The sequence below is a fragment of the Synechococcus sp. OH20 genome, assembly GCF_047502685.1.
In the GTDB taxonomy this organism is placed as follows: Bacteria; Cyanobacteriota; Cyanobacteriia; order Thermostichales; family Thermostichaceae; genus Thermostichus.
In genome coordinates this window covers 88,691-103,107 of record NZ_JANSIQ010000021.1, presented here as the reverse complement: position 1 = coordinate 103,107, position 14,417 = coordinate 88,691, and the positions used below count along the sequence as shown (strand labels likewise).

The following is a 14,417-nucleotide window of genomic DNA, read 5'->3' as shown; positions in this document are numbered from 1 at the left end:
ATGGGGCGTACAGGGATCGAACCTGTGTAAGGCAAATTATGAGTTTGCTGCCTAAACCGCTCGGCCAACGCCCCTCATTCTTCTACTCTAGCGCTCTTGTCTTTATCCAAAACGGGGTGAAAAAGAGCTACTCGACGGGATAAGCTGCATGTCGGTGATTGTGAGGGCAGAGGCGATGGCAAGGGACTCCGTCCCGCTGGCGCGAACGGCGCGTTCTTGGCAGGGTCAACTGACGTTGGGCTTGGGTCTGATTGCCGTGTCCCTAGCCCTCTGTTTTGGCTTTTTGACCTTTGGTCAGCACTACCTCAACGGCGAGCGAGCCGCCGCGGATTTCCGGCCTGCCGGGGAGAGCTTGGCCCCCTCTGTTGCCCTCGATACTGAGCTTCCGACGGCACCGCCCCTCACTGACCTCCCCTCTGCCGAGGGATCCCCGCTGCAACTCTGGCTTGTTACTTTTTTAACTGTGTTTGTGGCGGAAATGGGCGACAAGACGCAGTTGGCAACCTTGCTCATGAGTGCCCAATCCCAATCTCCTTGGGCGATCTTTTTCGGTTCCGCCAGCGCTTTGGTAGCTGCCAGCTTGCTCAGCGTGGTGCTGGGGGAAGGTCTGGGGCAAGTCATCCCTCCAGGCTGGCTACAATGGTTGGCGGGTGCAGGGTTCCTGGTGATCGGGGGCTATGTGCTGTGGCAGGAATGGCGCGGCGACGATCCCCCAGAGCGCCAGCCCCTTCTAGAAGGCAGAACAGAGCAGAGAGCAACAGAGGAACGTGTTGATCCAAGATAACGACAGCCAGACCCCACCGTTTTTGCTGCGGCAAATGGCTGGACGGGCGGCCCTGGTGAGCTTCGGCTCGATTCTGCTGGCGGAAATGGGCGACAAAACTCAATTGGCCACTCTGCTCCTCAGCGCCCGCTCGCAAAACTCCGGGGTGATCTTTTTGGGCGCTGCTGCCGCTTTGATCAGCACCAGCCTCATCGGAGTGTGGGCAGGAGCTTGGGTGGCGCGAATGATCCCACCCCGCTGGATCAAGACCCTGGCAGGAGTGGGGTTTGTTTTGATGGGCCTGGCCCTGTTGGGGGAATCCCTAGCCGGCTGAGCAGAAGGCTCCAGAAAAGTGCCGGCCAAGCATGTTAGGATAAAAACCACCTTCTTTGGGCACTCCACTTCATACCGGATAACCGGTCAGGAAGACCAGCATGGCCAAAAAACGCAACCTGAAGCGGGAAAAAGCCGAGCGCAACCGCGAATATGCCAAGCAGTTTCAGAAAAGTCGTGCTCGCAATGGCCGCCGCTTCCGTTCTGCTCCCCGCGACAATGAGGCCAGCGCTGGCGAAGAACAGCCGTGAGGGGGGTTTTGTCGAGAGAGTCTGTGGATCCATCCTGTGAACAGAGCTAGCCCAACAAACCTGCTATCGTAGGCAGGGGTGGGCTGGAGCGGATGAAGATGAAATACCGACGAATTCTCCTAAAGCTGAGTGGTGAAGCCCTGATGGGGGAACGTCCCTATGGGATCGATCCCGAAATCTTGCAGGCCATTGCCAGCGAAGTGGCCGCGGTGGTGCGGGCCGGTGTGCAGGTGGCGATCGTGGTGGGCGGGGGCAACATCTGGCGCGGGCGCAAAGAGGCGGCTGCCCAAGGGATGGATCAGGCTTCTGCCGACTACGTGGGGATGCTGGCCACCGTCATCAACGCCCTGACCTTACAAGATGCCATCGAGCGAGCCGGGATCCCGACGCGGGTACAGACGGCCATCGCCATGCAAGAGGTGGCAGAGCCTTACATTCGTCGTCGCGCCATTCGTCACCTGGAAAAGGGGCGGGTGGTGATTTTTGGCGCTGGATCTGGAAATCCCTTCTTTACCACCGACACGACGGCGGCCTTGCGGGCGGCGGAGATCGATGCCGAGGTGATCTTCAAGGCCACCAAGGTGGATGGGGTTTACGATGCGGATCCCAAGACCCACCCCCAGGCCCGCCGCTACGATGTCCTCAGCTATCAGGATGTGCTCACCCACGATTTGCGGGTCATGGACAGCACTGCCATCGCCCTCTGCAAGGAAAATCAATTGCCCATTGTGGTCTTCGACCTGACCACCCCCGGCAACATCTATCGCGTGGTGCAGGGAGAGCCCATCGGCACTTGGATCGGGCAACGAACTGTCGAAAACAACGGGATCCCTGCCAGGTTGGCCCAGGAGACTTGATCCCAGCTGGGCGCAGTCCAGGCTACCCAAAAAACTGGGCCTAAGGCCCCGTCCTACCGCTACGCCGTTCCCCTTTGGTGGGCCGTAGGCCCTTGGAGGTGCTGTTGTAGAACCACCAGTAATCCTGACGCGAGGAGAATCCTTTGCCTCTAGGCGAGGGAGTATGTCAAACTGAGGTCGGCCCTGAGTGCCCAGCGATGCCCTGGCATGAGTTGGAGTTGAGGAGTAACCTGGCCCAAAGGTGTGCTCAGGCCATTGGGAGGAGAAGGCGATGACAGAGCAGATCCGGCATTCGGCCCCAGGGGATCCCGTCTCGCCCAAACCCTCTGCTGTCCAAAGCGCTCCCCGCCGCTTCCGTGGGCGCTGGGGTCGGCGCTTGCTGCAGGGCTTGGCTCTCCTGCTGGCTTTGGCCGTCGGCTTCGGCTACTGGCGGTGGCAGACTTGGATCCAGCCTGTAGGAGGTTCAGAGCCGATCCAGGTGAGGATCCAGCCGGGCAGCAGCAGCCGTCGGATCGGGCAACAACTGCGCCAAGCAGGGGTGATCCGCTCGGCTCTGGCCTGGGAGCTGTGGAGCCGCACCTTCGGGCGCGACTGGGTCTTCCAGGCGGGCACCTACGCTCTGGATCCCAACCAAGACATGCTGACCGTAGCGCAACAACTGCGGCAGGGAAGGATCTTGCAGAGACGGCTGACCATCCCGGAGGGTTGGCGCATCGAGCAGATGGCGGCAGCTTTGGCCGAGCGCAACTGGATGCCAGCTGAAGTTTTCATTGCCACAGCCCGCGTGATCCCTCCCCTTGATTGGCTGCCCCCCAGCTTGAGCTCTTTGGAAGGCTACCTGTTCCCGGATACCTATCTTTTTCCCGTCGAACAGGTGGAGGGATCCCTGCCGAACCGGCAAAAGGCCCAGGCGGTGATCGATGCCATGCTCCAGCGATTTGTTGCGGTGGCTCTGCCCCTGTTCCGGCAGCATGCCACTTCCCTGTCTCTGCATGAGTGGGTCACCCTGGCCAGTATTGTGGAGCGGGAAGCTGTGGTGCCGGAAGAGCGCGCTTTGATCGCGGGTGTCTTCTTGAACCGGCTCAAGCAGGGAATGCCCCTGGGAGCCGATCCGACGGTGGAATATGCCTTGAGTATCCGGCAAACTCCGGATCGCCGCCTCACCCTTGCCGAGGTGCGTACTCCCTCTCCCTACAACACCTACCTCAACCCCGGCTTGCCCCCTGGCCCCATCGCCAGCCCAGGCTTGGCCAGCCTCAAAGCCGTTTTGGAGCCTGAAAAGACCGATTACCTCTACTTTGTAGCCCGCTACGATGGCACCCATGTTTTCAGCAAAACTTTAGCCGAGCACGAGGCAGCCCAATTGCAGATTCTTCAAGAGCGCCAGCAAGCTGCCCAGGGATCTCGGCCCAGTTCTCAAACAAGTCCTTAGCCGAGAATGGTACGTAAGCCTTGGTTCAAGCTCCTGCAACCGGATGTGGTGGTGCCCGGCACTGTCTTGAAGTTGCGGGCCGAAGACTTGTGGGCCTGGCAGGTAAAAGGCGTCATCTTCGATGTGGACGATACGCTGGTGCCAATCCGACAGGCTGAGGTGGCTCCTGCTGTGGCCGCTTGGCTGGAGCAGTTGCGTCCGCACTTTCAAATTTGGCTGGTGAGCAACAACATCAATCGCAACCGCATCCAACAAATTGGAGAAAGCCTGGATCTACCTTACATTCACCGCGCTGGGAAGCCTTCACGGCGGGCCTTGCGGCGGGCCGTAGCTCAGATGGGCTTGCCGGTGGAGGCAGTGGCCATGGTGGGAGATCGCCTATTGACCGATATTTTGGCGGGCAATCGGCTGGGCTTGGTGACCGTGCTGGTCAACTCCCTCCTATCCGCAGAAGTCGAGAAGAACCCTACTACCCTCTTGGATCCCCGCTTTTGAGAGATTCTTTGGACAGCCCAGGCGCTCCGCGCCGCTAGCGCGACCTCTCCCTCAGGGACACCCTCACCCCCGGCCCCTCTCCCTCAGGGACAGCCCTCACCCCCGGCCCCTCTCCCTCAGGGAGAGGGGAGCTGGGAAATAACGAGCTGTTTCCTTGTTATTTGCAATGACTCTATAGATTGTCACGGGGTAGCGCATCCGCCAGTTGAAATCGAGAGATAGCCCGCAGAACCGACCCATCTGCCCAAGTTTTTTGTAGAGTGACGGCAGGCCGGATCCCGCATTGAGGCCCAGTGGGCGGCGGTGCGAGGGCGGCGTGAGATCTAGCCAAAGTTCAACATGCGAACCATCCCTATTGTCAAGTCTGTCCTGCAACGGCTAAAGTCCGTGCTGAAAAAATCTCTGCGTTCTACTCCGAGTTCTCCTCGCCCCAGATCCCTGCTTGTAGCCAATGGACGGAGCCTTATCAAACTGGGCAGCGTTCTGGCTTTGCCCTTGCTGTGCTCGGCATGGCCCGCTTGGGCCCTGACACGGGTGGCGCGTCCGGAGCTGCGCGATCTAAAGCGTGCAGCCATAGTTCGGGTGGTCGACAACAACACCCTGGTTGTCCAGCTTGAAGGGGATTTGGATTTGCGGCTGGTGCAACTGATCGGGATCGATCCCCTGCCGGCGGAGATCAATCCTACGTGGACGGAGCTGCGCGGACAAACCCCTTTGGCGGTTTACAATGCCGGCCAATATTTGCAGACGGCTTTGCTGGGACGGGAGGTGTTTCTGGAGTTGGATCCTGCCCTGGCTCCCGCTCCCACGTTACCTGCCTACGTTTGGCAGGCCAATACCCTCATCAACCAGGAAATGCTGTTTTTGGGCCATGGCCTGTTGTCTGGGCGAACCGATGGCCTCAAGTATGGCCCTATCCTCAGAGAAGCAGCCACTGCGGCAAGGCAACAGGGGCGCGGCTATTGGACGTCCTATGGCCCTCGCTGACCTGCTCCCCACGGCCAGTCGCGTTGGCGGGATGAAGTCCTGGCGTAGCTCTTAACTGGGAACTTTAGGTCGCTTTTCGCTAAAACAGCCTGTAAGTTCCAGGCCTCCCTCTCTATCCTTGGCTGGTCAACCCCCGCAGCCGAGCTGCCGGGGAGGGGCTGAGCTGTTCTCTTTAGATTTCTCGCTTGTTTATGATGATCTCATGTGGGTTTGCAATCCTGGGCTGCCCAGCTCCTCAGGGAACTGAAAGAGATCCCGCCGGGCAGTTTGGAGTTCCTTATGCCGGATGAGTTGCCGTTTACCCTAGATCAACTTCTCATTGTGCGGGCAATTGCCCAGCAGGGTAGTTTTCGCCGTGCTGCCGATAGCCTGTTTGTCTCCCAACCCGCTGTCAGCTTGCAGGTGCAGAACCTAGAGCGGCAGTTGGGGGTGGTGTTGTTCGACCGCAGTGGGCGCAAGGTGGAGTTGACGGATGCCGGGAAAGTATTGCTGCAGTACAGCGAGCGCATCCTCAAGCTGTGCCATGAAACCCTCGAGGCTCTGGCAGATTTGCAAGCAATGGAGCGAGGGCACCTGGTTTTGGGGGCCAGCCAAACGGTGGGCACCTATGTCATGCCTTCTTTGATTGCGCAATATCACCGCCGCTATCCCCAGATTTCGGTGCAGCTCTTGGTGCAATCCACGCGGCGAATCGCCCAGAAGTTGGTGGATGGTCAATTGGACGTGGCCATTGTCGGTGGGGAGATCCCGTTTGACTTACAGCGGCACTTGAAGGTGATGGCTCTGGCGGAAGATGAATACGTGCTGGTCGGCGCCCCCGGCTGTGCCGTTGACTCTCCTGCTCTAGCGGATCTGTTGACTTTGCCTTTTATCACTCTGGATCCCCAGTCTTCCACGCGGCAGACCATCGACCGGGTGTTGAATCGCCACGGCATCAACCCGGCTCAACTGAATGTGCGGCTGGAGCTCAGCTCGATTGAAGCCATCAAAAATGCCGTCCAGGCGGGTTTGGGGGTGGCTTTTTTGTCGACGGTGGCGGTGGGAGCCGATGTGGAGCAAGGTCGGTTCCAAAAGCTGGCGGTGGAAGGGCTGCAGATACGGCGTACCCTCTGGCTGGCTTTTAACCCGGAGCGCTATCAATCGCAGGCGGCCACCCGCTTTCTCCAAGGGCTACTGACCCGCCAGGACTGGCTGAAAATCCCCCCTCCCCATTTGCAGTTGCTCGGTTGAGTCGCAGCTTTTCCTGACCCCGTGGGAGTTTTTGGGATCAGTTAGGATCTCTACAAGATCCTCAGAAGAAGTGCTGCCTGGGATCCATCAAGGGCTCTGTCCCCTCACCCGTTCGCGGCGGGGTGACCTTGGCGTAGCACGGGAAAAGGCTGTATCTGCTGACGATGGGCCGATGATCGAGCAAGAGCTGTTGGAACGGCTGCCTTTGGCGCAGCGCCTGGCGGAGTTACGAGCGCGCGTTCAAGCGATCCCGCTGCAGAGGGTGAAATTGGAAGGATTGAACATCCCGGGGGCAGAGTCCTGCTGGGCCGCCTATCGAGAGTGGGGAGACGGGATCCCCCTGCTGTTTTTGCACGGTTTTATGGCCACCCACGCCAATTGGTGGCCGCTGATGCAGGGGTTGGGAGGCGAGTACCGCTGCATCGCCCTCGATTTGCTGGGGTTCGGGCAGTCCAGCCAGCCGGCCTTGCGCTACGACATCGGTGCAGAAGTGGAGTTTGTGCGCGGATTTGTCCAGGCGCTGGGCCTATCGGCTCCGGTTCTGGTGGGCCATTCTTTTGGCGGCTGGGTGGCAGCGGCCTATGCCGTGCGGTATCCACTGCGGGGGTTGGTCTTGTTGGCCCCTGCCGGGATCCGCGACGACAGCTTTGTCAAACGCTACCGCCATTTGCGGCCCTTGCTCTGGGAAAGCGTTTGGGTCGATTGGCTGTTGCGGGCGATCACCCCCCTGGCCCGATGGTGGCATTGGGAAGACAAACTGGCTCAACTCTTGTGGTTGCGCGGATCCCTGCGCCAACAACCGGTGGCCCGGCAATTTCTCCGACAACGTCTGCGCCCGCAAGCTGCCGTCGATACGGTTGAGCGTTACCTCAAACACATTCAGGCCCCCACCCTGGTGGTTGCCGCCGAACAGGACGACACCATCCCCCTCTGGCACTGCCAAACCTACGCCGCAGGGATCCCCGGAGCGCAGCTCAAGATCCTGCCCGGCGCCAGCCATGCTATCCCTGCCTTGCATGGGGAACAAGTGCTGCCCCTCATCGGGGAATTTCTCGATGCAGCTTTTTCCAAATGTTACCCGAATGCTATGGGAGTTCCCCGGTGATGGTCGATAATGCCAAGTCTTATCTTGCATCCATTGGACGGGCCAATCCAACCAGAACCGAACAACTTGAGCGCATGAAAGCTGTGGTCATGAGTGTGCCCGGTGGACCAGAGGTTCTGCAACTCCGAGAAGTCCCTGAACCTCAGATTCGCGGTGAGCGGGAGCTGCGCATCCGCCTCAAGGCAGCCGGCGTCAACCCCATCGACACCAAGCTGCGGCGGCGAGGCACCTTCTACCCCGAAGAGATGCCAGCCATCTTGGGGTGTGACGGTGCCGGCGTTGTGGAAGCCGTGGGATCCGGCGTCAGGCACTTTACGGTGGGGGATGAGGTTTACTTCTGCCACGGCGGTCTGGGCAGGCAGGCGGGCAACTATGCCGAGCTGATCGTGGTGGACGAGCGCTTTGTGGCTCCCAAGCCCAGAACACTGAGCTTTGCCGAAGCTGCGGCTGCTCCGCTGGTGCTGATCACCGCCTGGGAAGCCCTTTACGACCGGGGACGGCTGCAGGCCAGCCAACGTGTGCTTATCCACGGGGGAGCGGGTGGAGTTGGCCATGTGGCCATCCAACTGGCCCGCCTACGGGGATCCAAAGTGGCCACCACCGTGAGCACCCCAGAAAAGGCGGTGTTTGTCCGTTCTTTGGGGGCCGACTTGCCCATCTTCTACCGGCAGACCGACTTTGTGCGGGCCGTTTGGGACTGGACAGGGGGGGAAGGGGTGGATCTGGCCCTGGATACTTTGGGCGGCGCGATCTTGGAGCAGACCTTCCCCGCGGTGCGCGTGTACGGGGATATCGTCACCCTGCTGGCGCCGGCCCCGGAGACCGATTGGCGGGTGGCCCGCGACCGCAACTTGCGGGTGGGGTTCGAGCTGATGCTCACCCCGATGCTGAAAAACCTCACCAACGCCCAGCAAAACCAGGCGGAAATTCTCAGGCAGTGTGCCCGCCTCATCGACCAGGGCCAACTGCGGATCCAGCTCAGCCATACCTTTCCTCTGGCCGAAGCGGCTGCCGCCCACCGGCTGCTGGAGCAGGGATCCGTTCTGGGCAAAATTGCCTTAACCATCCCCGAGTAGGCATGCTGGAAAAGTTGGTCGAGGATCTGCCCATGGTCGCTCCTCTCACCCCCCACCTGTTGGAGAACGAGAGCTTCTACGAAAATGCCCTCTGCTGGCTGGGACGGCCCCAGACGGCCTATCGGCTGTTGAGTGAAGCGGTTTTCCCTGCCATCTCCTCTTGGGTGCGGGGAGAGGTGGATAGCCACTCTTTTAACCACTGGCAACTGGAGGATGTGCGCACCTTTCTGTATCCGGTGGTGGCCCTGGGAGACCAGGAAAGCCTCGTTCTCTGCAGTGAAGCCCTGCTCCTCTGTGGCATCGGCAACTATTACAACCCCTGTGACTTGGCCATTGTGGTGTTTGTGCAGCAGCCCCAGGAGCTGTTCAGCCAATTGATGCAGCGCATTCGCCGGGCCGAAGCCACCATCAGCCGCGGGCCAGAGGTGCGCATGCTCTCGGAACAGGTGAACCTGGCCAAGCGCGGACAAGACTACATCAACACCAAGTATCTGGTCTGGCCCTACGCCCTTTCCGGTGCAGCTCAAGATACCCTAATTAAGCAAGGGATCAGCCTGATCCGCCTCTCCCCTCAGGAGGCTGCCTTGCCCTTCAGGGAATAGGTGGCGGAAGATCGGGATCCCTAACCCCAACCTTTCCATCTCTATCGTTTTTCATGGCCGATGCCCACCTGCCCCCTTTGATCCAAGCGATGCTGGATCCCGCCTTCTACCCTCATCCGGCGCAGGATCCCATTCAGCTTATTCAAACCCACATTTCCTATATTCTGCTGACGGGGGACTATGCCTATAAGGTGAAAAAGCCTCTGGATTTCGGCTTTTTGAATTTCACCACCCTAGAGCAGCGGCGCCACTTTTGCCAAGAGGAGCTGCGCATGAACCAACGCGGCGCTCCCGGCCTTTATCTGCAGGTGTTGCCTATTTTTCAAACCAATGGCCGCTTTCAGTTCAGCGGCAGCGGCGAGCTTGTAGAATACGCCCTGCAAATGCGGCAATTTCCCCAAGAGCAACTGTTCAGCAACCTCTTTGAGCGAGGAGAGCTGACGCCGGCCTTGATGGAAGAGCTGGGGCGGGTGGTGGCGATGTTTCATGCCCAGGCCGAGACCAACGATTACATTCGCAGCTTTGGCCGGCCAGAACGGGTGCGCGAGGCCTTTGACGAGAATTACGCCCAAACCCAGCGCTACATCGGCGGCCCCCAAACAGCTCGGCAATATCGAGAAACCCGAGCCTACACCGATCGCTTTTTTGCCGAGCGGCAGGAGCTTTTCCAACAAAGAATAGAACAAGACCGCATTCGCGAATGCCACGGAGATTTGCACCTGCGCAACATCTGTTTTTGGGAAGGGAAGATCCTACTTTTTGATTGCATCGAGTTCAACGAAGCCTTTCGCTTTGTGGATGTCATGTACGACGTATCCTATGCAGTGATGGATCTGGATGCCCGCCATCGTCCGGATCTGGGCAACGTCTATTTGAACACTTACTTGGAAGAAACCGGAGATTGGGAAGGGCTGAAAATCCTGCCCATCTACCTCAATCGCCAAGCTTATGTGCGGGCCAAGGTTACCTCTTTTTTGCTGGAGGATCCCACGGCAACAGAGGAAACCAAGGCAACGGCCTTCCGCAGTGCTGCTCGGTACTATCGCCTGGCCTGGGAATACACTCTCCCCAAGCAGGGGCAGTTGTTCTTAATGTCGGGATTGTCGGGATCCGGCAAAAGTACGGTGGCCCGTCACCTAGCCCGTCAGCGGGGAGCCATTCACATTCGCTCTGATGCCGTGCGCAAGCATTTGGCCGGGATCCCCTTATGGCAACGGGGGGGGCCGGCGGTCTATACCCCGGAGATGACCGATAAAACCTACCGCCGCCTGGTGCAGTTGGGCGTGGAGCTGGCCCAGGAGGGCTACACCGTGATTCTGGATGCCAAGTTCGACCGGCAGGCGCTGCGGGGAATGGCCATTGCGCAGGCCCAACAACGGGGGATCCCGCTGCACATTCTCCACTGTTACGCCCCTGAGCCTGTTTTGCGAGAGCGACTGCAACGCCGCAGCCAAGCTCCTCAAACCGGCTGCATCGATGGAGTTGAGCAGCGCCCTGCCGACATTGCCGATGCCACCGCCGAGATGCTTACCGAGCAACAAGCCCACTGGGAGGAGTTTTCCGAGTTGGAACGGCCTTTTTTAAGGGTTCTGGATACCAGCCAAGATTGGTCCTCTCAACTTCAGCAGCTTTGGGTCTCGACTCAAACTGCACCCAGTCAGGAAAATTGACATGAGCAAGGTGGATTTCACCGTTTGCGGGTTGAGGTTATTTCCAACCCGAAAGACACTTCCCGAACCCGCCGCGCCCCGTCCCCTCTCCCAGAGGGAGAAGGGAGTTGGGGATCGACACAACCATCCGCTGCATCGCTATTTGCAATGGCTGTAGAGGAGGGCAGCAGCTCTTGTTGAGCAGGGAACAGGGGTGCGCTTACCCGAACATTTCGCCTTACACAAAGCCAGCAGGAGGTTGGGAAGTGTGTCAACGTGTCTTTAAAGGCCCCCACCCTTTTCTCACCCAACTCGACCAGAATTGACCGCTTGCAGGAGGATCCAGCGGTGAGCGATGTAACTTCAGATGACCTGCGCCTGATGCTCCTGTTCGAGGGCTTCCCTCCTGAGAAGCTAGAGGTTCTGGCCGGGCAAATGTCGTTGCGCTCCCACCCGGCCAATCAGGCCATCTTGCTACAAAATGACTGGGGCAACGCCGTTTACTTTATCCTGGAAGGGTGGGTCAGGATTCGCACCCATGATCTCGAAGGCCGGGAGATCACCCTCACCATTCTCGGTCCAGGAGAAGTCTTCGGGGAGATGGCCGCCTTGGACGAAGCGCCCCGTTCCACCGACGTCATAGCTCTAACAGCCACCAAAGTCAGTTGTCTGTCGGCCCAGCACTTTCGGGCTTTTTTGGCCTCGGATGCCCAGGCCGGCATCCGCCTTGCTCAACTCATGTCGCGTCGTTTGCGGCAGATCAACCGTCGTCTGCAGTTACGCGAGGCCAGTAGTACGGCCCGTGTTGCCGATATCTTGCTGTTCTTGGCCGAATCTCGTGGCCGGGTCAGCCGGGGTGGCGTAGAGATTCCCAACCTGCCCCATCGGGAGCTGAGCAGCTTGAGTGGCTTGGCTCGGGAAACGGTCACCCGTGTCCTGTCTAAGCTGGAGCAGGAGGAGCTGATCCGCCGGGATCGCACCCGAGAGGTTCTCTGCATTCCCCAGATGGAGGCTTTGGAGAAACTGATTGGCTGAATGGGGGGTATTACCAGTTGCCGAAAGCCTTCGCAGGGTTGTAAGATAATAAGCCCAGAGCCGGGATAGCTCAGTTGGTAGAGCAGAGGACTGAAAATCCTCGTGTCACCAGTTCAAGTCTGGTTCCTGGCATCTGACGCTACCCTCACCCCCAGCCCCTCTCCCAGAGGGAGAGGGGAGTTAGGTATAGAGCTCCGCGCGCTGGCGCGTTCGCGACAACGCTGCGTAGCAACAACGACGTAACGAGCCGCTTCATCGCTGGGCTGCGGCGTTCAACCCAAGAGCAAAAAGAAAGCTGGTCGGGAAACCCGTCTGCGAAGCCGTGACAGCTAGCGAATGTACTGGGCCAGAGCTCGTGAAGGATATCCCACCCGCAATTTGCGCAGGGCATCCCGCTCGATCTGACGAATCCGTTCCCGCGTCAGGTTAAAGTGCTCCCCCACCTCCCGCAGGGTTCTCGCCTGTTGCCCGTCTAACCCGTAGCGCAACTCCAGCACTTGCCTCTCAATCGGCTTCAGGGTTTGCATGGCAGAACGCACATCCTGCTGCATCGATTGCACAAGGATCCCTTGGAAAGGCTGCTCTTGCCGCTCATCCTGCAGCAAATCGCCAAGGCAGCTTTCTCCTTCCTGGCCAACCGGCACATCCAGTGACAGGGGCAAAGCAGCAGCCTGCTGGATCATGCGCAGTTTCTTGACTTTAATGCCCAGTGCCTCTGCCAGCTCCGCCTCGGTGGGCCGCCGCCCCTGTAGCTTCATCAGCTCGCGGTTGGTGCGTTTGAGCAGGCGTACTTTATCGACCATGTGCACCGGCAGGCGAATCGTCCGCGCTTGGTTGGCAATGCAGCGGGTGATCCCCTGGCGAATCCACCAATGGGCGTAGGTACTGAAGCGAAAACCCCGTTCCGCATTGAATTTTTCGGTGGCCCGAATCAACCCGATATTGCCCTCTTGGATCAGATCCAAAAAGGGCACCCCCCGATTGAGGTATTTCTTGGCCACGCTGACCACTAGACGCAGATTAGCGTTGATCAGCTTGCGCTGGGCCTGTTCCCCTTGTCGGATGCGGGACCGTAAGGTGGATACGGAAATCTGCAGGGCCTCAGCCAGATCCTCGTCGCTGGGATCCCTGCCCCGTTGTTGCCGCCACTCCTGCCGGGCTTGATCGATGAGGAGCTTTTGCTGGATCTTGCGCGACAGCTCGATTTCTTCGGCGTGGTCGATGCGGGGCACGCGACCGATTGTATTTAAGTAGTGATCGACGGCATCTTCATTCAACCGCGAGCCGCCAGCAACCGGCTCTGGGTCGACTTCTTGAAGGGCAGACTCAGGGTCAAACCAGAGCTCGTCGAGCTCCTGAGGCAAAGAGGCAGAGTCTTCAGGATGAGGACGAGAAAAAACCACGGCCAAGTGAGGAGAGAACGTCACCTCCCAGTCTAGAAAGGTTTTTTCTTCCGGTGCGAGCGAAAATCGATCATGCCACCCTTTTTTGTCCCGAGATTTTTCCGGTTCAATGCTCGAACAACAGGGATCCCGTCCGCCAAGCCTCTGTGGGTAAGGGATTGCCCGCCAAAAGGCAGTAAGCGATTTTCGATCTAGGCCTTGAGGTAAGATTGTTCGTGGGCTGGCCAGCTCCACGGCTGGGATCCCAAAGAAAAGGGAACCTTGCCAGCTCAGGCTACCATGGGGCGATTGGCGAGCTGCGAACCTCTTCAGTCTGGATAAAGAATATTTACAACTTGCTGCTCCTATGGAGTTGAACGACCGGCACCATCCATCGGCCAACTTGATTGGGGAGCGGGTGCGCTGGGTACGGGAGAAGCTGCAACTTACCCAAGATCAACTGGCGGGCCGCTTGGCCAAGTACGGTGTGCAGTTGGACTACGTCAAGATCGGCCAGGTGGAAAAGGGAAAACGGCGCGTCATCGACAAGGAACTGGTGGCTTTTGCCAAGGCGTTGGGAGTGTCGGTCACTTGGCTGCTAAGCGGAGATGAATCCCATCTGTAGCAGTCGGGGGGAAGCTACATCCGATTTCCCTCAACCATCCCAGGGGAGCAAGACAGTAAAGATACAGGGCCCCAACGGGATCCAGATCACCGACGCCTTCACTTCTTCATCTAAACTTGATATTGTTAACTTGCCGTTAAGACCGCCCCATTTCACCTGCTTGTGTGAGGTTGACGGATGCTCTCCTTCTTTTTCAACTCTTCTGATCCGGCCAACAACCGGCAAAGCGGAGCCCATCGTGTGCCTGCCTCGGGCAAGACCAGTGGCAGGCAGCGGATCCCTAACTACAACCGCAGGTCTGCTCCCCATGAGGTGCTTAAGCAGGAAAAGCAGGTGAAGCGGGAGCAAGAGTTTACGGAGATGGAGCAAAACATCAGCCGCATCCACTACTTCTACCGAAAAGCAGACATGCCCCTGGAGATGCGGCAAATTCTGACCTACCGTAAGTTGATGGAGCTGGACTACTTTACCCCACAGGCGGCCAAAGAGTTGCTCAGGCAGTGGCGGCAGCAGGAAGAGCAGGAGCAAGAACGCCGTCAGGCTTGAAAGAGGACGACCGCTTGCGAGCCCGACTGCAGGATTTAGTTTATGTAAA

General features: G+C 58.8%; 16 protein-coding genes and 2 tRNA genes. 16 read left to right on the top strand and 2 right to left on the bottom strand.

Features of this window, described 5'->3' with window-relative positions:
- Position 1 precedes the first annotated feature (1 nt).
- A tRNA-Ile gene (locus tag NW826_RS05095) sits at positions 2–74 on the bottom strand.
- Positions 75–148: 74 nt separating this feature from the next.
- Here NW826_RS05095 and NW826_RS05090 point away from each other — a divergent pair.
- The 14 genes from NW826_RS05090 to NW826_RS05025 all read left to right on the top strand — a co-directional run bounded on the left by NW826_RS05090 (position 149) and on the right by NW826_RS05025 (position 11,947).
- Positions 149–784 (top strand): TMEM165/GDT1 family protein, encoded by a 636-nt coding sequence (locus tag NW826_RS05090; RefSeq protein ID WP_414334011.1) that lies wholly within the window; start codon positions 149–151, stop codon positions 782–784.
- A complete protein-coding gene (locus NW826_RS05085) occupies positions 768–1,097 on the top strand; it encodes a TMEM165/GDT1 family protein (protein ID WP_414334012.1) in 330 nt (109 codons plus the stop codon). Before NW826_RS05090 ends, NW826_RS05085 begins: the two co-directional genes overlap by 17 nt.
- A 100-nt stretch (positions 1,098–1,197) precedes the next feature.
- A complete protein-coding gene (locus NW826_RS05080) occupies positions 1,198–1,347 on the top strand; it encodes a hypothetical protein (protein WP_414334013.1) in 150 nt (49 codons plus the stop codon).
- Between the two features lie 98 nt (positions 1,348–1,445).
- The gene (pyrH, locus tag NW826_RS05075; protein WP_414334014.1) at positions 1,446–2,204 is read left to right on the top strand and encodes a UMP kinase; all 759 of its coding nucleotides are present in this window, start codon (positions 1,446–1,448) and stop codon (positions 2,202–2,204) included.
- A 271-nt stretch (positions 2,205–2,475) separates the two neighbouring features.
- A complete protein-coding gene (gene mltG, locus NW826_RS05070; RefSeq protein ID WP_414509598.1) occupies positions 2,476–3,636 on the top strand; it encodes an endolytic transglycosylase MltG in 1,161 nt (386 codons plus the stop codon).
- A gap of 6 nt (positions 3,637–3,642) precedes the next feature.
- A complete protein-coding gene (locus NW826_RS05065; RefSeq protein WP_414334017.1) occupies positions 3,643–4,131 on the top strand; it encodes a YqeG family HAD IIIA-type phosphatase in 489 nt (162 codons plus the stop codon).
- A gap of 339 nt (positions 4,132–4,470) precedes the next feature.
- Positions 4,471–5,118, top strand: a complete 648-nt coding sequence (locus NW826_RS05060; protein WP_414509597.1) for a thermonuclease family protein — start codon at positions 4,471–4,473, stop codon at positions 5,116–5,118.
- A gap of 279 nt (positions 5,119–5,397) precedes the next feature.
- Positions 5,398–6,348 (top strand): LysR substrate-binding domain-containing protein, encoded by a 951-nt coding sequence (locus NW826_RS05055; protein ID WP_414509596.1) that lies wholly within the window; start codon positions 5,398–5,400, stop codon positions 6,346–6,348.
- Positions 6,349–6,418: 70 nt separating this feature from the next.
- Complete coding sequence (locus NW826_RS05050; RefSeq protein ID WP_414426969.1) at positions 6,419–7,453, top strand: alpha/beta fold hydrolase; 1,035 nt, start codon at positions 6,419–6,421, stop codon at positions 7,451–7,453.
- A 74-nt stretch (positions 7,454–7,527) separates the two neighbouring features.
- The gene (locus tag NW826_RS05045; RefSeq protein WP_414367663.1) at positions 7,528–8,529 is read left to right on the top strand and encodes a zinc-dependent alcohol dehydrogenase family protein; all 1,002 of its coding nucleotides are present in this window, start codon (positions 7,528–7,530) and stop codon (positions 8,527–8,529) included.
- 2 nt (positions 8,530–8,531) lie between these two features.
- Positions 8,532–9,131: a hypothetical protein gene (locus tag NW826_RS05040; protein ID WP_414348091.1), complete on the top strand. Its 600-nt coding sequence runs from the start codon at positions 8,532–8,534 to the stop codon at positions 9,129–9,131.
- Between the two features lie 53 nt (positions 9,132–9,184).
- On the top strand, positions 9,185–10,801 hold the full coding sequence (locus NW826_RS05035; protein ID WP_414509595.1) for an AAA family ATPase: 1,617 nt from the start codon (positions 9,185–9,187) through the stop codon (positions 10,799–10,801).
- Positions 10,802–11,161: 360 nt separating this feature from the next.
- Entirely contained in the window at positions 11,162–11,815 is a 654-nt protein-coding gene (locus tag NW826_RS05030; RefSeq protein ID WP_414509636.1) for a Crp/Fnr family transcriptional regulator, read from the top strand.
- A 59-nt stretch (positions 11,816–11,874) separates the two neighbouring features.
- A tRNA-Phe gene (locus NW826_RS05025) sits at positions 11,875–11,947 on the top strand.
- Between the two features lie 197 nt (positions 11,948–12,144).
- Here the strand turns inward: NW826_RS05025 and NW826_RS05020 are convergent.
- Positions 12,145–13,218 (bottom strand): RpoD/SigA family RNA polymerase sigma factor, encoded by a 1,074-nt coding sequence (locus NW826_RS05020; RefSeq protein WP_414334645.1) that lies wholly within the window; start codon positions 13,216–13,218, stop codon positions 12,145–12,147.
- Between the two features lie 346 nt (positions 13,219–13,564).
- On the opposite strand from NW826_RS05020, the gene NW826_RS05015 reads away from it, so the two are divergent.
- Positions 13,565–13,822, top strand: a complete 258-nt coding sequence (locus NW826_RS05015; protein ID WP_414334625.1) for a helix-turn-helix domain-containing protein — start codon at positions 13,565–13,567, stop codon at positions 13,820–13,822.
- Between the two features lie 177 nt (positions 13,823–13,999).
- On the top strand, positions 14,000–14,368 hold the full coding sequence (locus tag NW826_RS05010) for a hypothetical protein (protein ID WP_414509594.1): 369 nt from the start codon (positions 14,000–14,002) through the stop codon (positions 14,366–14,368).
- The last annotated feature ends 49 nt before the right edge of the window (positions 14,369–14,417 follow it).